This is a genomic window from Dyadobacter sp. HNCC25DJ184 (assembly GCF_056895215.1).
On sequence record NZ_JBXHAQ010000003.1, the window covers coordinates 358,158 to 382,079 of the forward strand.

Sequence of the window (23,922 nt, forward strand, 5' to 3'; positions counted from 1 at the left end):
TTTTTCAATCTTTTTATTTTAAATTAATTCTTATGAAAACGCATGAGATTGTAGGGTTTAAAAGAGCGAATCTCGGAAAGACAGAGGCTACTGAGCTGCGTGCTCAAGGTTACGTGCCATCTGTACTTTACGGAGGAGCTGAGCAAGTTCATTTCTATGCTCCAGCAATGTTATTCCGTGAGTTGCTTTTCACACCGGATATTTATAATGTGACCTTGAATATCGAGGGAACTCTTTTTAATGCCATTTTGCAGGACAAGCAATTCCATCCTGTGAATGACTCTTTGATCCACGCTGACTTCCTTCAAATTATTCCTGGAAAGGAAATTAAAGTTGATGTGCCTGTTAAATTGACTGGTACCTCTCCTGGAGTTATGAAAGGTGGTAAAATGAACCAAAAATTGCGTAAATTGCGTTTACAAGGTTTGTCAGAAAACATTCCTGATTATGTGAATGTTGACGTTACCGATCTTGATCTGGGTAAATCTGTCAAAGTTGGTGCTGTTAAGGCTGAAAATTTTGTTATATTGACAGCGAGTAGCAATCCGATTGCCTCAGTAGAAATCCCACGTGCACTTCGCGGTACTTTGGGTAAATAATTTGTATTTTATTTTTCATGGCTAATAGATGCAAACGTGCCGACCTTTGGTCGGCATTTTTGTTTATATTCACCCAGGAAAATTAGTTGTAAATGGAGAAAATTATTGGCTTGAATTGGCACGATATGTTTGTGCCGACTGTGTCGTTGCTGGAAGTATTTTTTAGAGGTACCGTAACTTACTGGGCTATTTATTTGCTGATGCGATTTTTCAGACGCGGAACCGGCCAACTCGGTATCAGCGATCTTCTCCTGATCACAATGGTTTCGGATGCGGCGCAAAACTCCATGGCCGGAGAATACAACTCAATCACGGAGGGGATATTGCTGGTGGTTACGCTCTTCAGTTGGGACTATGTAATCGATTATCTGGGATACAAAAAAATCATGTTCACAAAATTTGTACATCCCGATCCGATCCTGTTAATCAGAAACGGAAAGCTTCATCATGCCAATATGAAAAAACAATTGATCAGCGAAGAAGAACTCATGGGGCTGCTCCGTGAAAATGATGTTGATGATTTTAAGAAAGTAAAAACCTGTTATTTAGAATCGACAGGAAATATCAGCGTTGTGTTGTTGTGAACTTTTAGCGCTTCATTTCACAGTGATTTTCCCACTCCCCTATTTGATCCACTAATACCTGGTTGATCCTGACATAACTTTCATGCGTCCATCCGCCGATATGGGGTGTAAGAATAACATGGTCGGATGTTCTTAAATAATCAAATGCTTCCTGTTGTTCAGGAGTTAGTTTATCTAACTTCTCGTTTTCCAAAACATCCAGACAAGCACCCAGAATTTTTCCTGATTTAAATCCTTTTACAATAGCCGTTAAACTCGCAACTTCCCCTCTGGATATATTCATCAGATAAAAAGGTTTTGAGAAAGAATTAATCAACTCATCGTTAATCATATTTTTCGTTTCGGACGTCAAAGGCACGTGAAGACTTAATATATCCGCCTCCTTGATAATGTCTTCGAAGCTCGTTTCGGTGGCATATGCGTCGCCGTAATTGTCACGATATTTATCATAGGCCAACACTTTACATCCGAAACCGCTCAATCTCCTGGCCGTCGCGCTGCCGTTGTTGCCATATCCAATGATACCGACCGTTTTGTTCATTAATTCGACTCCCCTATTTCCCTCACGATCCCAAACTTTATTTCTTACTTCTCTATCCGCCTTCAATATATTGTTGAACAAGGATAATAGCATCCCCAAAGCATGTTCAGCCACTGCATCGCGATTTCCAGTTCCCGCATGGAAAACTTCAATGCCCATTTCCTGAGCCGTACCGAGGTCAATCAGGTCCAAGCCTGCCCCTGCTCTTGCTATAAATCGAAGTTTGTCTGCGTTTTGAAGTAACTCTCTGTCTACAAAAGTCTTACTTCTGATAATGAGTCCGTCAAAGCCCGCCATTTCCTCTATTATTTCAGATCTACTGTATTTTGGTTGATAAACATACTCCCATCCGCAGGCTTCAAACATAGTAAAGATGGAAGGGTGCATTGTATCTACAATCAGTATTTTCATAGTAGGACAGGATTTTTTGGTAACTTGCCATTAAAATTAGGAACACAAAAGTAATAGAAATCAGAATTCTGAAAGGATATAATTCTTTTAACATTAATGAGCGAACTTAACTCTGACAAACCTGTAATAGGCATTTCACTTGGCGACTATAATGGTATAGGACCAGAAGTAATACTTAAGGCACTGGAAGGCAACCAATTGGCCAAATTATGCACCCCCATAGTATACGGGTCATTAAGAGTACTGAATCAATATAGAAACATTATCGGCATCAAAGACTGGACTCTTCACGGCATCCAAAAAGCGGAACAAGCTAACGTTAAACTGACCAACGTTATCACCTGCTGGCATGACCACCAAACCGAAATAGCCCCCGGAACGATCACTCCAGAGGCTGGTCAGGGATCGCTTGCTGCACTTAAACGAGCGGTTGAAGATTTAAAAGCAGGAAAAATTCAGGCATTGGTAACGGGACCGATCAACAAAGACAATATTCAGAGCGAGGAATTTAAGTTCCCCGGTCATACTGAGTTTTTGGCCGAATCTTTCGGTGCTCAGGATGCGCTGATGTTGATGGTAGCGGGAAGTCTGCGAGTTGGTGTTCTGACGGGTCATATTCCGCTAGGTCGGGTAAGATCTCAGGTCAATGCAGAAAATCTGTCTCGGAAAATTGAGCAAATGTTGCAATCGCTGAGAGACGACTTCGGTATTCAGAAGCCTCGTCTTGCGGTTCTTGGTTTAAATCCTCATGCAGGCGAAAATGGATTGTTGGGCAGCGAAGAAAACGATGTGATCAAGCCAGTTCTTCAACAATTTTTGGAAAAAGGTAATCTCGTTTTTGGGCCCTTTCCGGCCGACGGTTTTTTTGCCGCCGGGACCTACAAACAATATGATGGTGTTTTGGCCATGTACCACGACCAGGGACTGATTCCATTCAAAACGCTTGCTTTTAACGAAGGAGTGAATTTTACCGCCGGATTGTCGGCAGTGAGAACTTCCCCGGATCACGGTACTGCATATAACATTGCAGGAAAAAATGAAGCCGAACCAGGTTCTTTGCTTCAGGCCATTTACCTGGCCTGCGATATTTCAAGAACAAGAACTGAAAATCAGGAAATAAAGCAGAATGCGTTAGTTTCTAAACCTCAGCAATCAGAAAGTCAGCATCCTGCAAAATCAGGTGGAAAACAGAAATTTAATTCATGATTTCATTTTAGGTTAATATTTCCCTAAATCTATAAAAACACACAAAATGCTTAAATCAATGACCGGTTATGGTACATCCACAATCGAAACCGAATCACTCAGCGTTACAGTAGAAATTAAAACTCTTAATTCCAAATTCCTCGATATATATTGCCGGATTCCCCGCAGCTATTCGGAGCGGGAAATTGAAATAAGAAATCTTCTGACCCAATCCCTCGAACGGGGAAAAGTGGAACTGACGCTATCCAGCCAGCCTGTCGGCAAAACCCTCGCTTCTACCAGCGTAAACAAGCCACTTGTAAAAGCATATTTTACAGACCTCCTCGATACTGCAAGAGACTTAGGATTTGAGGCCAACCGGACCGAATTACTTCGCCTGGCTCTTCAACTACCTAATGCATATCACGCTGAGACCGTCGATGAGCAAACTAAGGGCCAGGACTGGGATCTAATCAAGGAAGCTGTTTCGGATGCTATCGAAAAATGTAATGTTTTTAGAGAGCAGGAAGGCAAGATGACCGGAGATAAGCTTTCAGAGTATATCCAAACGATATCTTCACTTTTAGTTGAAGTATTGGAGCAAGACAAACTGCGTATTCCGGCAGTAAGAGAACGACTTGAAAAGCAGGTTCGTGATCTATTGTCGGACGACAATTTCGATCCAAACCGTTTCGAACAGGAATTAATATATTATATCGAAAAATTTGATATCTCTGAAGAGAAAATAAGGCTTCAGAACCATTTGGATTATTTTATCGAAACGCTGAACACACCGGACAGCAATGGTAAAAAGCTTAATTTTATTTCTCAGGAAATCGGAAGAGAAATTAATACGATCGGTTCAAAAGCAAATGACGCATCTATTCAACGACTTGTCGTGAGAATGAAAGATGAGCTTGAAAAGATAAAAGAACAGACTTTGAACATTATTTAAATACGCGGTCCGAATTCAGGTCAATATTAAATTACAATGAATTCAAGTCGGCTCGAGGCATCATTTTACGAATCGCAATCCACATTACAACTTGCCCAAAGTTTGCTGGGTTGCGAACTTGTACATGTGACACCCGACGGCCTGACAAGCGGGATCATCGTGGAGACAGAAGCATATCTGCGCGATGATCCCGCTTCCCACACTTACAACCGCCGTACTCCGCGTGTAGAACCGATGTACGGTCCGCCAGGTCACGCCTATGTATATCATATATATGGTATGTATCAATGTTTTAACGTAGTGAGTAACAAATCTGGAATTGGCGAGGCGGTATTAATCAGAGCTCTTCAGCCACAATCCGGAATAGATTTGATGAACGATCGGCTGCACCTTTCCAGACAAAAAGGCATCTCGAAACCTGCCACGGATATTCCCATCACCAAATTGTGCAACGGCCCTGGAAAACTGGTTATCGCTTTAGACATTTCAAAGGCAGAAAACAATGGTCAATCTTTGATGTCTGAATCCTTATATATCCAGCGTAACCCTGAATTTGTGCACGGAGAAATTCAAACGGATAAACGGATCGGCATCACCAAGGCTGCAGACTTACCTTACCGATTTTATTTAAAGAATAATCTATTTGTTAGCAAAATTTCCCGCTAAAGAATGTAGTGACAGAAAAATAATATTGGGATTTCCCGATTAATTCCCCAATTAATATCTTTGGAGCAATATAATGCGTAATGTTGCTTTTGGAATGAAAACAATCCTGTGATATCAACAAATTGAATTCCATGAATTCCCCGTTGAAAATATACCCCACAAGAATAGGAATTACTTTTTGCGTCATAATATTATATGGAATGCTCCATATCTGTTATGCCTATACGCTCAAAGGAAAGCCGGGGATAAATTCATTGACGGAGAGGTCGGAATTTAAAAGATCGACTTTCGCGCGCGATACCATACTCATCAACAGATATAACGCGCTTGCCCGGCGGTTTTTATTTTCCGATGGTGAAAAAACCATTTCATACGCGAGGAAGGCCCTTCTTCTCAGTCACAAAAACGATTGGGATCTGGGCAAACTTCAGACATACAACTGGCTCAGCAGCTGCTATTTATTAAACGGAAGTTTTGACATCTTTCATGAACTATCTGCTGAAAGTATTAAACTTTCCCAAAAATTACATTTGCCAGTTTACACAGCCTACTCCCAGAGATTTCTCGCGGAATCCTATACGGAATATAAGGATTGGAAGAAAGCCTTGCCACTGTATGAAAGTGCCATAAAGACTTTTGAACAATATGGCGAAGACAGTGCCCGGGCGTTATGTCTTGAAAATCTGGGCAATTTTTATCGTGAACAAAATATGCTGAAAGAGGCAGTCGACTATTATCAAAAGGCGATTGCACTCAATGAAAAATTGGGAATGCCGAACGGAAAGGCATCCGTTTTGCTCAGCCAGGGATATATGCACGTACGTCATGGCGAATATAGAACAGCGGAAAAGTTCTTACTTGAATCTTTGAGACTCTATACCGAAACCGGCAATATCTTCGGTCAAACTGCCGTTTGGAATGATCTCGCCAATTGTTATCACCTGGATAAGCAATATTTAAAAGCCATTGATTGCGGACAGAAGGCGTTTGAGTTGGGGAATGTCTACCATTCGTCTCAGCAAATCAACTGGGCCTTACTGGTTTTGGCGAAAGCGAACAAGGCGCTTAATAACCTACCCAAAGCGATTGAGTATATGGAAAAGGTCAATTTTAATAAACGCCTTTTGCACGAAGAACTCATCCAACGGGAATTTACGATGTCGCAGCTAATATTCGACAACAAAAGAATGGACGTCGAAATTCAGGAGCAGGTGATTGAGGAACAGCGTCGAATTCAGATATTTCTTGTTGGTTTTTTATTGATGATAGTCGGTTTTGCGGTTTTTCTCTGGCGGACGAACCGCCGTTTGAGACGTAAAAACAAAGAGATAAAAGAGGCTTTGATTCAGGGACAAACCATTGAAAGAAAGAGGGTGGCAGCAGAATTGCACGACCACCTCGGTGGGACATTGGCCGCTTTGAACTGGTACTTATATGGTATTAATAAAAAAGTGTTATCGGAAGAAGAGCGCAGGATTTATGAAAGTGTCCACGGTCAGGTAGTGAAAGCTTACCGCGAGCTGAGAAGCATATCACACAATTTGATGCCCGAAGAGCTAGAGGAGTTTGGCCTGATTTTAACGATTACAAAGTTGATCGAGCGATTGAATCAAAACGAGGGGATCAAATTTGAATTCGAACACAACGGTCTGACGTCCAGGCTTAACAACAAAGTTGAGTTCGAACTTTATAGTATCATTCTTGAGTTAACGAATAACATTCTAAAGCATTCGAACGCTACTCAGGCCAAAATTACTTTACTGGAAACCAACTCCACGTTAAAACTGAGCATATCCGACAATGGGAAGGGAATAAAATGGCAAGCAGGGACCGGGATGGGCCTCGGCAACGTTAGAAACCGTGTTCAAAGCCTATCCGCAACCCTCGAAATCAAAGCTGAAAAAGGAACACAAATTGATGTAGAAGTTTCACGGGAGATAATGTATTGACGTAATTGCTACCTGCATTAATCATGCTTGTCTAAATCTTCCCAAACGCCCCGCTCTTAAAGCCTATTTTCCAGCATCATACCTTCTAGTGACGAGTATAACCCATCGATTTGTGCTCGCACCATTTCCATAACCAAACTAAATTTTGCAGCTTCGTGTTACCGATACCTTATCCGTTTATCCCGATTGCAAATGACCAATCCATCCGTTCAGGACCAATTTATTTCCTATTTTGAAGAAAGCCTGTTAAAAAAGACCTTTGTCAACATCACCCTGGGTCATTATAAAGGGCAGGAAAACGATTTGAAGAATATCAATATCAAGAAGATTCAACTCAAAGGCGTAGATAGGCTAAACTTCACTTTCAGATATAAAACCAGGGATATCACAAAAAACTACACTCTGGAAGAAGCATTTGATCTCGTTTCGAATTACTTGAAAGACGGATTTCTAAGCTCAACGCTTTTTACCATTGAAAACGACTTTATTTACGATGTCCTGCCAAATGGCAAAGGTCGTATCAGAAAAAATTCTCCTACCAAAGCGGAAATTCCCGAAGAGAGAAATGACAAGGTCAAGAAACGTTTGATTTCTCCTGAAAACAAGGATTATCTTGTCGATCTTAACATCACCGATGTAAACGGACAGGTCTTTAAAAATGCTCAGGACAAGTACCGTCAGATTAATCGCTATATCGAGCTTCTAAGTCCACTCATCAAAGAACTCCCCGTTCGTGAGCACATCAACGTGGTGGATATGGGTTCGGGAAAGGGATATCTGACCTTCGCACTCTATGATTATCTGAACAATGTCGTAAAACAACCAGCATCCGTAAGGGGCGTAGAGTATAGGGAGGATATGGTTGACCTGTGTAACAAAATCGCGACTAAGGCACATTTTGACAAGCTCTCTTTTGTTCAGGACACGATTCAGGACTACGAAGCGCCGGATATCAACGTGCTCATTGCGCTTCATGCATGCGATACCGCCACGGATGACGCGATTGCCAAAGGTATTACCGCAGGTGCTGACCTTATCGTCGTTGCACCATGCTGCCATAAACAAATAAGGCGGGAAATTGAGAAGTCTAAAACGAGTAATGATGTAAATTTTCTTACCCGTTATGGTGTTTTCATGGAACGCCAGGCCGAGATGGTAACAGACGGGATCAGGGCATTGGTACTGGAATATTTTGGATATAAAACAAAAGTATTCGAGTTCATATCTGACACGCATACGCCTAAGAATGTGATGATTACGGCCGTTAAATCCAAAAACCAGGACCGCTCTCACGAAAAAATCAAAGAGAAAATCGTCCAGGCCAAATCTTATTTTGGCATTACCTATCACCATCTGGAGAGGATTTTGCATATCTAAGGTTTTAGTCAATTTATCGGACAAATCCCGTCTAGGTAACTATCTTTGTGGCCTTTGCGAATATTAAAGTCAAATTATGTGGAATAAAATTGCCACCTGTATAATTCGTTTCAGGCTTATATGGGTTGCGTTAGTGTTACTTTCAACGGTGTTCATGGCTTACGAAGCCAGCAAAATTGAACTCTCCTATCAGTTTGCAAGGATTCTCCCTTCCTCTGATCCTATTGAAAAAGAATATCAATCCTTTCGAAAATTATTTGGAGAGGATGGTAGCGTAATGGTTATCGGTTGGCAGGATCCGAATCTGTTCGAACTCGACAAATTTCGTGACTGGTATAACCTATCTAAAGAGATCAAGAATACACAAGGGATTAAAAATGTTCTTTCCGTAGCTAATCTCCAAAAGGTCGTTCGTAATGATAGTTTAAGTCGTTTCGAATTCAAACCGCTCCTAACCGAAGTTCCTCGGACTCAGGCTGAAGTCGATACGCTAAAAAAGGAAGTGTATAATCTCCCTTTTTACGATGGATTGGTTATTAACCGTGAAACGAATGCAACGCTGCTTGTCATTACATTTAACGACAAAGATCTTAACTCCAAACGCCGGCTGACGATCGTAGACGATCTCCAGAAAATGGCTGATAAATTTGCCGTTAAGCATCATACGGATCTCCACTATTCCGGGATGCCATATATCCGAACAGTGAATATGAAAAAGATCTCCGGTGAAATGGAGCTTTTTATGGGCTTGGCGGTTTTCGTGACCTTGGTTATTCTGTGGGCTTTTTTCCGGTCATTCCGCCTTACAGTGCTTTCAATTGTTGTGGTGCTGATCGGGGTAATTTTTTCCGTTGGGACTTTACATCTTTTTGGATATAAGATTACAGCACTTACTGGATTAATACCTCCCCTATTGATTGTTATCGGAGTACCAAACTGCGTATTTCTAATCAATAAATATCAGGGCGAACTAGTCGCCGGACAACCAAAAGACACCGCCATTCTTGAGATGATCAAGAAAATCGGGCTTTCTACTTTCCTTGCCAATATGACTACGGCGATTGGTTTTGGAGTGTTCTACTTCACTAATAGCTCCCTGTTGGTTGAATTTGGAGTCGTCGCTGCAATCAGCGTAATGGTGACATACCTGCTTTGCCTTGCTCTGTTGCCGATAACCCTTCACTACATGAGCGTCCCGAAACCTCGTCATTTGAAGCATTTGGATGGAAAGTGGGCCGCCGGATTTCTTAAACAAATCAACTTCCTGGTGCATAACAGAAGGAGGGAGATTTATATAAGTATGGTTATTCTTATCATCGTTTCTGCCGTCGGGATGACTAAAATCAAAACGATCGGATATGTGGTAGATGACCTTCCCAAGAAAGATGTAGTATATACCGATCTGCGATTTTTTGAGAAAAACTTTCATGGCGTTCTTCCGTTTGAGGTGATGATCGATACCAAAAAACCGAATGGAGTATTTGGAGATAATGCAGTGGCTCTCTATAAAATCAAGGCGCTACAGACGGAAATGGCCAAACACCCGGAATTCTCAAAACCCATCTCGATAGTAGAGGCGTCCAGATTCCTGTATCAGGCATATCGTGGTGGAGATGACAAATACTATGTGTTGCCGGGGGCGTTAGAACTTGCAAAATTGACCAACTATATTCAGGATAAAGAAGGTGCCTCCAGCCAGTTGAATTCGTTTTTGAGTAAAGACAAAAGCACGACGAGAGTGAGCTTTCAAATGGCAGACGTCGGTTCTGAGAAAATTAAAGAGCTGATGGCTAGCATTAAGCCAAAAGTTGATTCTATTTTTAGTCCGAAGGATTATAAGGTTAGCTTAACGGGTCACAGCCTTGTCTTCCTTAAAAGCAACGACTACCTTCTAAGCAATTTATATGAGAGCCTATTGATCGCCATCGTTCTGATCGCTATTGTGGGTATGGTTCTATTCAGGTCTATCCCAATCATTTTACTTTCAAAATTGCCGTGTTTAATTCCGCTTGCTCTTACCGCAGGTATTATGGGGTATTTTGGTATTTATTTCAAACCGACCACCATTCTCATATTCAGCATCACATTCGGTATTGCATCAGATGGTACAGTTTACTTCCTGACAAGGTACCGCCAGGAGCTTTATGACAAGGGCTTATCTCCTTCGCAGGCGGTAACACAATCTATTTTTGGAACGGGGTTAAGTATGATATATACCGCTGTAATCTTGTTCTGCGGATTCATTATTTTCGCGGCGTCCAGCTTCGGTGGAACGGCAGCGATGGGTATTATGGTATCGATTACGCTACTCGTTGCGATGTGCACCAACCTGATATTACTTCCAGCGCTTCTGCTTACGATTGCCAAATGGCAGGGAAAGAATATCAAGCCGTCCTAGATTTTCCCGTTATCACATATTGATACGTATAAAATTGTCTGATTCATTCTCGAATCGGACAATTTTCATTTAAGGGAAAGTTGATGAATTTTTAACTTCTGCGCGGTTCTGCGTATATTAATGCCTTTCACCATTTAGATTAAACTTCACTCCCATGTTAAAAAAACTATTGCTGGCGGGCATTGCAACTGCTGGTTTTACAATCAATTCCAATGCCCAGACAGCATACTCCGAAGACTCAATTTTCATCCGGAAGATTTTTAACCTTGCCCTTTCAGAAGGTAAGTCGTATGAATATCTAAGACATTTGACGCAACAGGTCGGACCAAGACTAAGCGGCTCCGAGGGTGCATCAAAGGCGGTTTCTTATACCGAAAGTGTGATGAAGGCCGAAGGTTTTGACAATGTGATATTGCAGAATGTGATGGTTCCGCATTGGATACGTGGTGCAAAAGAGAAAGCGTTCATCATTGCGGGAAAACAGAGAACTTCGGTTCCTGTAGCTGCCTTGGGAGGCTCCATTGCAACACCTAAAGGCGGAATCCGTGCTAAAGTCATTGAGGTAAAAACATTTGCCGAGCTTCGTCAATTGGGTGCTGAAAGAGTCAAAGGAAAAATCGTTTTTTTCAACCGGCCGATGGATGCTACCAAAATCGGAACATTTGAAGCATACGGAGGAGCTGTTGAACAACGCGGTGCCGGAGCCAGCGAAGCTGCCAAATTAGGTGCTGTTGGGGCTATCGTAAGATCGATGACAACCCGGTTGGACGATTTCCCGCATACCGGAAGTATGCGTTACGCAAGTGGTGCACCCATGATCCCGGCCGCAGCTATATCCACAAATGCGGCAGAATTACTTAGTAAAACACTAGTGTCGAATCCCGAAGTCGAATTCAGTTTCGAGCAATCTTCAGAGACACTACCTGATGCTCCTTCTCATAACGTGATTGGTGAGTTGAAAGGGAGCGTAAATCCGGATCAATATATTGCGGTAGGCGGCCACCTTGATTCCTGGGATTTTGCCCAGGGCGCTCACGATGACGGATCGGGCTGTGTACAAAGTATCGAGGCCGTGAGACTTTTGAAAGTTTTGGGATACAAGCCCAAAAACACACTGCGTGCAGTGATGTTCATGAACGAAGAAAACGGTTTGAAAGGTGGTGTAGCCTATGCAGATTCTGCTCGTTCTAAAAAGGAGACGCATATTGCTGCTATTGAATCAGATCGCGGCGGTTTTACTCCACTTGGTTTTGGTATCGTTGGAAAGCCTGCTCAGAAAAGCAAGATTATGGCTTGGAAACACCTTTTCACGCCATATGGTCTTCATGAAATCGGGCCTGGCGGTGGCGGTGCGGATATCGGGCCGCTTGCTCAACAAGGAACGGTTCTTTTGGGACTGATACCTGATTCACAACGATATTTTGATTATCACCATGCAGCAAGCGACACTTTTGAGACAGTCAGCAAGAGAGAACTGGAATTGGGTGGAGCAGCTATGGCTGCTATGATTTATTTGATAGATAAATACGGCCTCAATTAGAATCGAGGATTAAGTCTCGATTAAAATACCTTTCATATGAGCTGCGAATGAGTATATTGCATGCTATCATGAATTTTTATAAAAAATGAAACAACTCATTTTCGTCTTACTGTCATTCATTTGCTCCTCGGTTTTCGCGCAGGAAGCACCGAAAACTCTCGGATTTGCCGGCTTCAATCACCTGGCTCTTCAGGTAAAAGATATGCCTGCAAGCAAAGATTTTTATCAGAACATTATTGGATTAAAGTCTGTGCCGGTTCCGGATAACCTGAAAGAAATAAGAGGTTGGTTTGATACTGGAAACGGCCAGATGATACACTTGCTGGCGGGAAGAACTACTCCAATCGTTAACGACAAAGATGGCAGCCATTTTGCGATTTTTGTTAGTTCAATTGCGGACGCAGAGAAATTTCTGGTTGCAAAAAATATTAAATTCCACAAGCAGGTGCGGTTTGATGGAGCAACGCAAATTTATTTCGCGGATCCTGATGGTTATCTGATTGAGATGAACGAACGTAAAAAATAAATCTGAAATGAGGCGGACGTCAAAATCCGCCTTATTTGTTTTTGTATTGAAGCTTTGGTTTACTCCTTTTTAAATTTTCCCAACGCAATTCCGATCTGAAAACCGATCTGAAAACTTGGCACCGTTTCTACCGGACCGCCTGGATAATTGCTTTCCCAAAAAAACCAATCCTCTCCTAGCCCGACATTTCCGACATCCTGAGTGATCATTTTGCTTTTAATATAGCGAAGCCCGACGCCCGTGAAAACATCTATTGTCGTCCGGTTGCTGAAGTAGAACTGCCAGCCGATTTTGCTATGCAAAGCTGAAACAAAACGCCCCTGTTTTATATTCTTGTTGGCATAATAATCGCAGTTTCCGTTCTCACATCTGACTCCAACCCATTGATTATCTTCATATATGACCTTTTTGTAGATATACTCGCCGGCAATGTATGATCGCCATCGGGGTTTCTGCACGAAATAATATTTAAACTGTGTCCTTGACTTATAAGTATTCTTGTCAGGTCGAGTATCCCATTCATAATACCATATATTAAATTTTGAAGATCCCCACCCGATATCTTGCTGAATTGAAAAATGCTCACCTAACGGTACTTCCAATCCAAACATAATTGTATTGTCGACATCCCACATACTTAACGGAGACCATTTGACCAACACATGACTCTGCGATTCCTCGGGGTCGATTTGCGCAAACGCGGGAAACCAAAATCCAATGGCCACGAAAAATGTCAGAAAAAATGTGCACTTTTTCATAACACAGGTATTTTACTTAAAAACTCCATTTCATCGCTATCATCATACCGATATTGAAACAGACCGTTTTTCCCGGTGATAATCAGGTTATTATCACGCGCTATCACATCATACGAAGGTATAGCACTGTAATAATGAATTTGCTGAGGATTTCTTGGATCTGTCAGATCCATCACCCTAAAACCGCTGTCACCATCACATACAAACAATTTATTGCCAGAAACGCCGAGGCCGTATGGAGATCGCAGAAACTGGGTATTGACCATACTTGGTAAAAATGGATCGCTTATATCTACAACATCCAATGAGCTGGGTGCCTGCCCGGTACGGCACGCGGAACCGCCCCTAAGGGTCACATATGCATAATTACCCTGCACAACCACAGGATCGCACGACTGAATATGCGTGTATTTCGTGAGAAGCTCCGGATTTAAGGGGGTTCGGTTGTCATAGATATACATGCCGTCGGTAGCTCCAATAAACAAACGATCATTATATGGAAAAATCGTTTCGATGCCCACGTTCATGTCTTTGCTTGCACTTTTAACAGGGTTACCTCCTGCTGTTATGTTATAAACTTCCAAGCTTTGGTGCGATACTATATATAATGTATTCCCGGTAATGGCAAATCGCGCCATCGAGCCTCCAACGCCGGACTGCGGACCCAAACTTTCTGAATTATTATCGCAACTCAACAGTGCTATTGCAAAAAACAGGCAGGATATTGTAATGCATCTAGTCATTTCGAGGATTGTTAGTTGATTGATATACTGATCATTACCGTCATCTAAAACACTCCGGCTTGTTAGCCATAGGCACTTTCTCCCAGCCCATTACAGTACCTTTTTTGCCGTCCGCACACTCAAAGTAAACGTTTTGCATCAAAGGGAAATCGTTGGCTGGCAATGCGGAGGCAATTCGCTTAGTCAGTTTTACATCTTTTGGATTACTGATGTCAAAAACAAGCAAATCAGGACCATTATCTGCATAAAGCCAGTCTCCTTTGGCAGCTATATCGTAGTTACCCCGGATGTTTACGAAGGCAATATTCTCAGGTTTTTTCGGATCACTATTGTCAATAACATGAATACCTTTACCGCGCTCATTGACAAATAGATAGCTACCCAGTAAGTAGATTTTGCCCGGATCGGACAGGGCCTGAGGTGAAGAAATTGAGATATCCTCCATTTCATCCTGGGAAACATAAATCGGTCGGTAACCCGTTCCATCAAACTGGAGACTTGGCTCCATCGATTCCTGGGGGCTGTAACAGGAAACGCATACCACCCAAATGAGCAATTGCAATAAAACCTTCTTCATAGTGCTGAGAGTTAGTTTATTGGTAATTACGTGAAAGACTCCTTTTGCAGCGGAATCGTTGTAACCGGGGCGGGATTAATTTTAACTTTGAACGGGCGATTGAGTGAAAGAGGGAATATTGTCGCTGAATCCAGCACGTTGGAGATCTTTTGATTGGGTGCATAAATGGGAAACAGCAACTGCTCCGGCTAATATTCTGCTATTCTCCCGAAAATTGAATGGGAGTTCTGAATTGGCAACTCACTCAATCACTCCCTCACACATTCAAAACTCCCATTATTCTATTCGTTTTCAAGCAGATCAAACGTATTATCCATCCACTCTTCCGGTATATCATCCAAGGCTTCTTTCAATTTGTCTGCCCATTTTTCGGCTACTTTTTGAAGGTCTTTTTGTTCGTACCGATGTTCGACAACGTGAAAACTATTCTTTTTATAGAGTACAACATCGATTGGAAAATCCACATCATTGTTGCTCACCCGAGTTGAGTCGAATGATAAAAACCCGGCTTTCAGTGCCTGCTTCATCGACGATTTTTCGTTAAGAACGCGATTTAATATAGCTTTCCCCTGTCCCGAGTTTCCGATAATTACATATGGCGAACCCTCGTCGAGCTCCACCCAATTTCCTTCAGAATACAGCAAAAACAGCTTATGCTCTGCATCGTCCTGGAGCTGGCCGCCCACGATCGCGTTAAGGTTAAATTTTAGTCCAGAGCGCTCCAGGGCCTCTTTATCCTCCATGGCCACGCGCTTGATCTGCTCTCCAAAAGCATTTACCGCCTTATATAACTTATTATATACAATCCCTTCTTCAATGAGTTCCTCAAAATAATTAACAGCTTTGTCACGAACAGAGCGGAGGCCGCTGGTCATAATAAAAAGTGAGTAATTCCCTTTTTTAGCTATATAAACTTTTTTCTTTGTGGTGGTGTTTGTGCCCGCTGTGATGCGTGTGTCAGAAATCGCAACCAAACCATCCTTAACTTTAACCCCAAGGCAATATGTCATACTTAATTAATTTAAAATCAGCAATTTAAATGCTAATATCTGTTATTTTTATTCTCAAAATTACCAACATCGCTATACCAAAACTAATAAATGGCCAACGCGTTCGCCTGCAAGAACCAATAATTAATATAATATCCTGATAATCTGACGAATAAAAATCAAATTTTATCTTTTAATTTGACAACCTGGCCATGATCTCAAATCAAGAACTGTTATTACGTTTCTACACCTGCTTTCAGAACAAAAACTATAAGGGTATGCAGGAATGCTATCATTCCAATGCAGTATTCAATGATGAAGTCTTCCAAAATCTAACTGGCATAGAAGCCGGACTTATGTGGGAAATGCTGATTAAAAGCGGCAAAGATATGAAGGTAACTTTTTCAGATATTGAGGGTAATCCTGAGGGTGGATCAGCTAATTGGGTGGCGGTATATACCTTTTCAAAAACCGGGAAGAAGGTAACCAATATTATTTCCGCTGAGTTTGAAATTACTGATGGAAAAATCATGAGGCATACAGACTTTTTCGATTTCAATCGATGGGCGCGGCAGGCATTCGGTTTTTCCGGCTTGATATTGAGCCGAACATCGTTTTTTCGAAATAAAATACGACAAACTGCGATGGGAAATCTTCGGAGATTTATGAATCAGCGTTGACATTTTATTCCGTAAGAAATTCGAGCATGCCCGGCATAACCTCAATTTTAATCGCCGTTTGGGGTTCGATTTTCAGTCGTTCGTCATCAATGTGCAAATCTTTACCGCCCCATATTATCTCCACATTTTTTGCCTTTACAATCGTAAAAGCAGGTTTAGCTTCTTCCCCATTAATAAGCTGTAAAATATAGTCCTGCATTTTGACCCTGTGGTTGTCCGGCACCAGCACGATTTCGAGCTCGCCGTCCAGCGGATTTCCATGCGTCAAATGCAAATTGGGGCCGACGGAAGGTGTATTCATTACTTCAATCAACAAATATTTGCCACTGTATTCTACCCCGTCAGCGATAATTTGACATTCCGTTGCATCGTAAGAAAGTACAATGTCGTAAAGCACTGCCCGAGCGACTTTTATTTTCTGTGCAACATCATTCGAGAGCTCCTTATTAAATTTCTCCATGACTTTGATTAGGCGAGGGAAAATCCCAAAGCCCAGCCCTTCCAGAAAAAACATATCTCCGTTGATTCCTGACACTTTCCCAATATCAAATTTCTTTTTGTTCCCGGTAGTCCATGATTTCGCAATCGATTTCAAAGAACCCTGTATATCAAGGGATTTCGCGATATTGTTGGCCGTTCCATGTGGCAACAGACCGATTGGAAATTGTTTTTGAATCAATTTCCTTCGTAACAGCGCCTTACCAGCTCTTCTGACCGTACCATCACCTCCGGCGACCACCAGATAATCGCAGTCGTCGTCAAACAATTCCCAGCCTTCATCTTTAACCGAGGAATAGCGGCAATCGAAACCGGTATTTTGAATCAAACGGGTCAGCTCTTTCTCGCTAAAATCTTCCTCCCCAGCGTTGGGATTATGCAACAGATTTATCTTCAACATATGCTGTGATCAAATAGAATGATATGTTGATCTCATATTAAAAAACATACCAGGCATAATTTTGGTGATTGTGCTTAAAAACTTAGAACATTATGAAAATTCTCGTAACGAACGACGACGGTATATACAGCCCGGGCATAGCGGCTCTCGCCAGGATTGCTTCCCGCTTCGGGGAGGTAAAAATTGTTGCTCCCGATGTAGAACAGTCTTCGATGGGACATGCAATAACTGCCTCACGACCACTATCTTACAAGCCATCACCTATTTCATTTGACGGTATTGATGCATACCGGGTTAATGGTACTCCGGCCGACTGCGTTGCATTGGGTCAGCATCTTTGGGACAAGCCTGATGTAGTTCTTTCCGGTATCAATATGGGGCCAAATCTGGGCAATGCGATGTGGCATTCAGGGACACTTGCTGCCGCTAAGCAAGCTGTTTTGTTTGGCATAAAGGGAATCGCTCTGAGTACGCCCACAGCTCCTGAAGAGCCAGATTTCGAGCTTCTCGATCCTTTTATTCACAAAACTTTGGAAGTTATTTTCAAAAATAAGGAGCTGAATCTGATCAATGTCAATTTTCCGCATGCTCCAAAAGGAGTGAGATGGACGCGGCAATCGGTAAGGCTATATGACAACAAGATCGTCCCCGCTCTGGACCCAATGGGAAGGAAACACTATTGGTTTACCGTCATTCCTTTGGAGCCTGCGGAAGAGGGAACTGATCGCTGGGCTATAGAAAACGAATATGTGTCTATTACGCCTTTACGTCTTGATTTAACCGATGAATCGCAACTTGCAAAGATTGCCCACGAGCATCTGGTGAGTTGATTAATAGCATGTGGTAATAACATAAAGGGTTACTGCGCACAAACAACTCTGTCATAAATATTTGACTATCAATAACTTATTGATAATCAAACCCAGTGGTATTTTCAAAAAACGTTTGGTAAATGATTCTTCAAAAATTTTTAAGGGGTAGATATCCAAAAATGTAGTCTTACTTCATATCGAAGTCACCTTTTAGAATTACATCGCGGAATCCACTAAACCTTTATCATGAAACAAACCACGAACGGGAACTATCGCTGGGTCATTTGTGCGCTACTTTTTTTTGCAACTACAATAAACTATATCGACAGGCAAATTCTGGGTTTACTCAAACCTACCCTGGAGGTTGAATTCAATTGGACAGAGAGCGATTATGCGAACATCGTGATGGTTTTTGCCGGATGTTATGCCCTTGGTTATATCATATTCGGTAACATTATTGACAAGTTAGGTTCCAAGCTTGGTTATACTATATCCATTATTGTGTGGAGTATAGCTGCAGTTCTGCACGCTATTGTTAAAACAACCATGGGCTTCGGGGCCGTGAGAGCTTTGCTCGGTTTGGGAGAAGCGGGTAATTTCCCGGCTGCTGTCAAGGCCACCGCAGAGTGGTTTCCTAAAAAAGAAAGAGCACTCGCAACAGGTATATTCAACTCAGGAACCAGCATTGGAGCGGTTGCGGCCCCTATTCTTGTTCCTTGGCTATTGGGTTCCTATGGATGGCAGGAAGCATTTATCATTACAGGAGCACTCGGTTTTATATGGTTAATCTTCTGGTGGTTTCTTTACGAAATACCGACTCGTCACAAAAAGGTTTCGCAAGACGAACTGGAATATATCAACGCCGACAGCGAAAATGAGACGACCGGTAACACCAAACCGATCAAGTGGGTTACTTTGTTAGGTTTAAAACAAACCTGGGTATTTATCGTCGGGAAGTTTCTTACCGACCCGGTTTGGTGGTTTTTCCTGTTTTGGCTGCCTTCTTATTTCGCTAACACTTTCGCGCTGGATCTGAAAAAACCAAGCCTTCACCTGGCAATCGTATATACTGCTACAACTTTTGGTAGTATCGGCGGCGGGTATCTTTCTTCAATGTTAATAAAGCGCGGATGGGCTCCTTTGAAAGCGAGAAAAACTACATTGCTCATCGTTGCTTTTGTGGTAATGCCTATTATTTTGGCCAAATTTGCAACGAACATTTGGGTAGCTGTGGGTATCATTAGTATTGCAACAGCTGCGCACCAAGCCTGGAGCGCCAACATTTTCACGATTGTTTCAGACTTATTTCCTAAAAGAGCCGTTAGTTCTGTGGTCGGAATAGGTGGAATGGCAGGCTCGTTAGGATCGACATTTTTCCCGTTTCTTGTAGGCTGGTTGCTGGATTACTACAAAGCTTTGGGGAACATTGTCGCAGGATACAATATATTGTTCATAATCTGCGGGGTAGTATATCTGATTGCCTGGGCAATTATTCAGCTCCTCACCCGCAATATGAGAACAATCGACGACTCACTGTAAAGGACTATTTATTTTAAAAATTATAATGAAAAGTTACCGTTTACCAGCTCTGATAGTTGCAATGTCGCTTACGATGTTGTATTGCAAGACCAACAAGAAACCTGCTGGTTCCAACATTACCGAAACTTCAAAAGCGGATCAGAATATACCGTTTGACCCGGCAAAATCTCCCTTTCTGACCCCGGCACAATCGATGAGCAGGATGCAGATTGAAGACGGGTTTGAGGTGAAACTGGTGGCTTCAGAACCGCTTGTTAGTACGCCCGTTGCAATGCAGTTTGACGATAAAGCCAGAATTTGGGTAGTCGAAATGACAGGCTATATGCCTGATACCGTGGGAACTGGCGAGGATATCCCGAATGGAAACATTGTTATTCTGGAAGATAAAAACAAAGATGGCGTTTATGATGATCGCAAAGTTATTATTGATTCACTGATCCTTCCGCGGGCGATTTGTCTGATCGAGAATGGTGTCTTGATTGCGGAGCCTACAAATCTTTGGTTTTATGAATTGAGTAATGATAGGGTCGTAAAAAAGACTTTGGTGGATGACAAATATACCGAAGGTGGAAATGTGGAGCACCAGCCTAACGGACTTTTACGCGCCATGGATAACTGGATTTACAATGCCAAGTCCGACAAAAGATATCGTAAAGTGGGCGACAAATGGCTGATTGAACACACACATTTCCGGGGTCAGTGGGGAATTTGCCAGGACAACTTCGGCCGACTTTACTATAATAATAACTCGCAAAATCTGCTGGGCGACTATTTCCTTCCGGGGTTCGGTGCCTGGAACAAGTATCAACGAGGCGTGGCCGGGTTTAACGAGAAATCGGTGGCAAACAATAAAGTATATCCCATCCGCCCTACTCCGGGTGTCAATCGTGGATATATGAAAAATATATTGGACGACAGCCTTCGTCTGAACGACTTTACCGCAGCTGCTGGCCCCGTTATATATCGGGGCGATCTGTTCGGCAATGCATATTCGATGAACGCTTTTGTTCCTGAACCTTCAGCAAATTTGATTAAAAGAAATATTCTGGATGAAAAAGGGTATGTAGTAAAAGGCGAGCAAGCTTATAAAAACAAGGAATTTTTGGCAAGCACAGACGAGCGGTTTCGCCCTGTTAACCTGTATAATTCGCCGGAAGGATCACTGTTTATTCTGGATATGTACCGCGGTATTATTCAACATAAAACATATCTGACGCCATATTTGAAAGGCCAGATCGGGACGCGGGCACTTACACAGCCGCTTTCCGCAGGACGTATTTACAAAGTTGTTCCGAAAGGCAAAGCCCCCGCATCGATCATCATTCCTGACGACGCTCAACAACTTGTGAAGCTTCTCTCCCATCCAAACGGATGGGTACGCGACCGCGCTCAACAAAATCTGATTGACAGAAGATACAAGCAGGTTGTACCTCAATTGAAAGCTGCTGCTATTCAAAAAGAAAATGAGCTCCTGGCAATTCACGCACTTTGGACTTTGGAAGGCCTTGGTGAACTGACCACCGCAGATGTAATGACAGCTTTGAAAAACAGTACCTGGCATATCAAAATGGAAGGATTAGGCTTAATTCCCTCAATTCTGAACAAGCAAAATTCTGCCGAGCTGGCGACTGCGCTGGACGGATTCATTCAATCGAAAGACACACTATCAGCTCCTTATATCGGATATCTTGCAAACTATATATCCGAATATGACAGAAAGGATGCGAACAATTTATTGGTAAAACTGGCGACAAACTATCCTAACAACAGATATGTAGCGGATGCAATCGTTAGTGTTTTGCAAGATCGGGAAGATTATTTCCAGAATGAGATTGCTTCCGCATCCGGAGATCCGAACCTTTTGATTAACAAACAATTGCAAAAGGCTATTGCGAGTGCCACCAATGCTCGTGCAAGTCGAAATCCTGATGTTTTGAAAAAACAATTTCCTAAAGGAGAAGCTTTATTCACTTCCGTTTGCCAAACCTGCCACGGCGTGGATGGGAACGGCGTCAACGCTTTGGGACCTCCTTTGAATCAATCGGAATGGGTGACTGGTGACAAAAACAAACTGATTCCCATCGTTTTATTCGGGCTGACCGGCCCTGTTAAAGTGAATGGACACGTTTATCAAACCCCGGAGGTGAGTGGTGATATGCCGGGAATTGGATATGATAAGGATATGCCAAATGAAGATATAGCGCAGCTATTGAGCTTTATCAGAAAATCCTGGAGAAATAATGCTGATCCGATATCAACGGACGAGGTAGCTCAAAGACGCACGAAACTTGCCGGACGAGAAAAGGCCTATACCGAAGCTGAGCTGAAGGGAATGTAATCTTGAAACTTTAATATCAACACGAAATGCCCGAGGTTCTCACTTCGGGTATTTTTATTTTTTTACCTTATATACCGCAATTTCATATTCTGCTTTGCTAAAATTGTTTCTCCGCGCGACCGCCAGTTTCTTGGGCCCGAATGCAACTCCTGACGTATATCGGGCCTTAAGCTCCTCCTTTCCGTGATAAGGCAGCACCAGATAATTGATACCATATTGGGCCAGCATTTCATCTAATCGTAAAGCTTGGTTCTCATCATTGACTGAGGTTAAAATCAGATATTCCCATGGCAGATAAGGTCGCGGTAAAAAAGCTCTGGATCTGTTCGCTACTCCTATTTTTGCGTCTTTGGGCAGAACCTCATTCAACCATTTTGCTTCACTATATCCATTTGCTGAAGCGGTCAGCACTTCATCTCGTTGGATATCAGATAATATAGACGGCCCTAGATTATAAATACCAAAAAGCACGAATGGAATCACCAATAATAACTGCAGCTTGGCCATTAAAGCTGCATATTTGAACCACCTCGAATTATGAAACGCAGCAATCACTATTGGGACGGACCAAAGAACTGGTTCCATCAAAAACCTTGCAGTCGACTGTCCTCCGATGAATATGAATATAACCAAACATAAAATCGATACCACTTCTAGTTTATAGTCACGAAACAGGAACGGCAGGCAAACAAGAATCAATGCTGGAACACCCAAAATAGTCGAGATCCTACCGAGAGATGTTGTAATTAAAAGGTTGAGCGGAAATGGAAGTGTCGAGTCATAGTAGTTCTTGATATATCTGTGAAGCTTGAGAATCACCGGATCCGGCGTAGCCTTAAACTGCTCCAAAAGAGGCGAAAGCGGGTCCCCGAAGTAATACCAACGAAACAGTAATTCCGGTCCTAGAATGAGGGTGCCCATCACAGAAATTAAAAGGATTCGATGCCACAGCTCTTCCTTATTCCTGGCACATTTCAATAAAAGAAACAAGATCAATGCACTACCACTCAGGAAAAATGAATATTTGATTCCAATCGCAAACAGCAGAACAATCATCCATAGTATCAATTCCGGTTTTGTAAAAGACGCGGATCTATGCAGAGCAATGAAGCATAAAGTCGTGGCCAACATGCCTGTAAGCTGATGTTTCTGGCCGGGAATCAAGAATAACAATGTCGGCATGCAAAGCATTAGAGATACTGTCAACAATTTTAACCGGGGTGTTGCTACACATCCTAGGGCATTTAAGACATGGAAAAAAGCAATAATTTGAACAAATGCACCCAACTGAGGACAACCATTGGCAACACCTATCAGATTGAGCATTTCTCCGAATCCTGCCATCCTGAAATGCAGATTATCTTTATTGAACCAGAGACTTCCATTCTGCAAGATTTCTACCGGAAGAGCCAAATGATAATTCAAAGAGTCCGCATCAGTTGGCACTGTTAGACTCAGTAATAGATACCCCACCAGCACGCATCCAGCCGCAATCCCAAAATAACTTTGCTTGGAAATGGAAGGGTTTATATAACCTTGAATACCGTGCTGGATAATTTCTGGGAAATTATATTTTCTGGTAACCAGCAAATATCCAGCAGAAACGAATGTAAATATGAGTATCAAGTGGAATATCAACGCCGTTGCCAGGCACATCAGACAAATTAACCATGTAGTCCAGGCCAGAGCCAGCAACCCAGCAAAAAAATACATTGTCCGGTAGACCGGATCTTCGCTGCGGAAAATCCTTTTTCCTAAATAGTCAAAAACGATGGCAAAACTGATCCCTGATAGAAAAGTAAGTAACGCAGAAAGTGGTGCAAAAATGAAATGATCGTTTAATGATTCCATTCACTA

Annotated in this window: 21 protein-coding genes; 14 read left to right on the forward strand and 7 right to left on the reverse strand. The window is 42.3% G+C overall.

What is annotated here, in order from left to right; all coding sequences use genetic code 11:
- Positions 1-32 precede the first annotated feature (32 nt).
- Both AC1XUD_RS06595 and AC1XUD_RS06600 read left to right on the forward strand, forming a co-directional pair.
- Positions 33-599 carry a 50S ribosomal protein L25/general stress protein Ctc gene (locus AC1XUD_RS06595; protein ID WP_483360178.1) on the forward strand — a complete coding sequence of 189 codons (567 nt, stop codon included), beginning with the start codon at positions 33-35 and terminating at the stop codon, positions 597-599.
- A gap of 92 nt (positions 600-691) precedes the next feature.
- Entirely contained in the window at positions 692-1,183 is a 492-nt protein-coding gene (locus tag AC1XUD_RS06600) for a DUF421 domain-containing protein (RefSeq protein WP_483360179.1), read from the forward strand.
- Between the two features lie 4 nt (positions 1,184-1,187).
- On the opposite strand, the gene AC1XUD_RS06605 is transcribed toward AC1XUD_RS06600, so the two are convergent.
- Positions 1,188-2,135 carry a 2-hydroxyacid dehydrogenase gene (locus AC1XUD_RS06605; protein WP_483360180.1) on the reverse strand — a complete coding sequence of 316 codons (948 nt, stop codon included), beginning with the start codon at positions 2,133-2,135 and terminating at the stop codon, positions 1,188-1,190.
- Between the two features lie 96 nt (positions 2,136-2,231).
- Here AC1XUD_RS06605 and pdxA point away from each other — a divergent pair, with 96 nt between their 5' ends.
- The 8 genes from pdxA (at position 2,232) to AC1XUD_RS06645 (ending at position 12,731) form a co-directional block, all read left to right on the forward strand.
- Positions 2,232-3,341 carry a 4-hydroxythreonine-4-phosphate dehydrogenase PdxA gene (gene pdxA / locus AC1XUD_RS06610; protein ID WP_483360181.1) on the forward strand — a complete coding sequence of 370 codons (1,110 nt, stop codon included), beginning with the start codon at positions 2,232-2,234 and terminating at the stop codon, positions 3,339-3,341.
- 46 nt (positions 3,342-3,387) lie between these two features.
- Positions 3,388-4,275, forward strand: a complete 888-nt coding sequence (locus AC1XUD_RS06615; RefSeq protein ID WP_483360182.1) for a YicC/YloC family endoribonuclease — start codon at positions 3,388-3,390, stop codon at positions 4,273-4,275.
- Between the two features lie 36 nt (positions 4,276-4,311).
- Positions 4,312-4,941: a DNA-3-methyladenine glycosylase gene (locus tag AC1XUD_RS06620; protein ID WP_483360183.1), complete on the forward strand. Its 630-nt coding sequence runs from the start codon at positions 4,312-4,314 to the stop codon at positions 4,939-4,941.
- A 200-nt stretch (positions 4,942-5,141) separates the two neighbouring features.
- Entirely contained in the window at positions 5,142-6,890 is a 1,749-nt protein-coding gene (locus AC1XUD_RS06625; protein WP_483360184.1) for a tetratricopeptide repeat-containing sensor histidine kinase, read from the forward strand.
- A gap of 192 nt (positions 6,891-7,082) precedes the next feature.
- A complete protein-coding gene (locus AC1XUD_RS06630) occupies positions 7,083-8,267 on the forward strand; it encodes a class I SAM-dependent methyltransferase (RefSeq protein WP_483360185.1) in 1,185 nt (394 codons plus the stop codon).
- Positions 8,268-8,421: 154 nt separating this feature from the next.
- A complete protein-coding gene (locus AC1XUD_RS06635; RefSeq protein ID WP_483360186.1) occupies positions 8,422-10,665 on the forward strand; it encodes an efflux RND transporter permease subunit in 2,244 nt (747 codons plus the stop codon).
- 154 nt (positions 10,666-10,819) lie between these two features.
- Positions 10,820-12,205: a M28 family peptidase gene (locus AC1XUD_RS06640; RefSeq protein ID WP_483360187.1), complete on the forward strand. Its 1,386-nt coding sequence runs from the start codon at positions 10,820-10,822 to the stop codon at positions 12,203-12,205.
- An 85-nt stretch (positions 12,206-12,290) separates the two neighbouring features.
- Positions 12,291-12,731: a VOC family protein gene (locus AC1XUD_RS06645; RefSeq protein ID WP_483360188.1), complete on the forward strand. Its 441-nt coding sequence runs from the start codon at positions 12,291-12,293 to the stop codon at positions 12,729-12,731.
- A 59-nt stretch (positions 12,732-12,790) separates the two neighbouring features.
- On the opposite strand, the gene AC1XUD_RS06650 is transcribed toward AC1XUD_RS06645, so the two are convergent.
- From AC1XUD_RS06650 to AC1XUD_RS06665, 4 genes are all read right to left on the reverse strand, one after another.
- On the reverse strand, positions 12,791-13,489 hold the full coding sequence (locus AC1XUD_RS06650; protein WP_483360189.1) for a DUF3575 domain-containing protein: 699 nt from the start codon (positions 13,487-13,489) through the stop codon (positions 12,791-12,793).
- Positions 13,486-14,232, reverse strand: coding sequence for an LVIVD repeat-containing protein (locus AC1XUD_RS06655; RefSeq protein WP_483360190.1), 747 nt, complete (start codon positions 14,230-14,232; stop codon positions 13,486-13,488). Before AC1XUD_RS06655 ends, AC1XUD_RS06650 begins: the two co-directional genes overlap by 4 nt.
- A gap of 40 nt (positions 14,233-14,272) precedes the next feature.
- Complete coding sequence (locus AC1XUD_RS06660; protein ID WP_483360191.1) at positions 14,273-14,809, reverse strand: LVIVD repeat-containing protein; 537 nt, start codon at positions 14,807-14,809, stop codon at positions 14,273-14,275.
- 281 nt (positions 14,810-15,090) lie between these two features.
- Positions 15,091-15,819 carry a proteasome-type protease gene (locus tag AC1XUD_RS06665; RefSeq protein ID WP_483360192.1) on the reverse strand — a complete coding sequence of 243 codons (729 nt, stop codon included), beginning with the start codon at positions 15,817-15,819 and terminating at the stop codon, positions 15,091-15,093.
- A 191-nt stretch (positions 15,820-16,010) separates the two neighbouring features.
- Between AC1XUD_RS06665 and AC1XUD_RS06670 the strand changes: the two genes are divergently transcribed.
- A complete protein-coding gene (locus AC1XUD_RS06670) occupies positions 16,011-16,478 on the forward strand; it encodes a nuclear transport factor 2 family protein (RefSeq protein ID WP_483360193.1) in 468 nt (155 codons plus the stop codon).
- A gap of 4 nt (positions 16,479-16,482) precedes the next feature.
- On the opposite strand, the gene AC1XUD_RS06675 is transcribed toward AC1XUD_RS06670, so the two are convergent.
- The gene (locus AC1XUD_RS06675) at positions 16,483-17,376 is read right to left on the reverse strand and encodes a diacylglycerol/lipid kinase family protein (RefSeq protein ID WP_483360194.1); all 894 of its coding nucleotides are present in this window, start codon (positions 17,374-17,376) and stop codon (positions 16,483-16,485) included.
- Between the two features lie 92 nt (positions 17,377-17,468).
- Here AC1XUD_RS06675 and surE point away from each other — a divergent pair, with 92 nt between their 5' ends.
- The 3 genes from surE to AC1XUD_RS06690 all read left to right on the forward strand — a co-directional run bounded on the left by surE (position 17,469) and on the right by AC1XUD_RS06690 (position 22,065).
- Complete coding sequence (gene surE / locus AC1XUD_RS06680; protein WP_483360195.1) at positions 17,469-18,206, forward strand: 5'/3'-nucleotidase SurE; 738 nt, start codon at positions 17,469-17,471, stop codon at positions 18,204-18,206.
- A 228-nt stretch (positions 18,207-18,434) separates the two neighbouring features.
- Positions 18,435-19,727 (forward strand): MFS transporter, encoded by a 1,293-nt coding sequence (locus AC1XUD_RS06685; RefSeq protein ID WP_483360196.1) that lies wholly within the window; start codon positions 18,435-18,437, stop codon positions 19,725-19,727.
- Between the two features lie 25 nt (positions 19,728-19,752).
- Positions 19,753-22,065 (forward strand): DUF7133 domain-containing protein, encoded by a 2,313-nt coding sequence (locus tag AC1XUD_RS06690; protein ID WP_483360197.1) that lies wholly within the window; start codon positions 19,753-19,755, stop codon positions 22,063-22,065.
- 54 nt (positions 22,066-22,119) lie between these two features.
- On the opposite strand, the gene AC1XUD_RS06695 is transcribed toward AC1XUD_RS06690, so the two are convergent.
- Positions 22,120-23,916: a DUF1420 family protein gene (locus tag AC1XUD_RS06695; RefSeq protein ID WP_483360198.1), complete on the reverse strand. Its 1,797-nt coding sequence runs from the start codon at positions 23,914-23,916 to the stop codon at positions 22,120-22,122.
- Between the last annotated feature and the right edge of the window lie 6 nt (positions 23,917-23,922).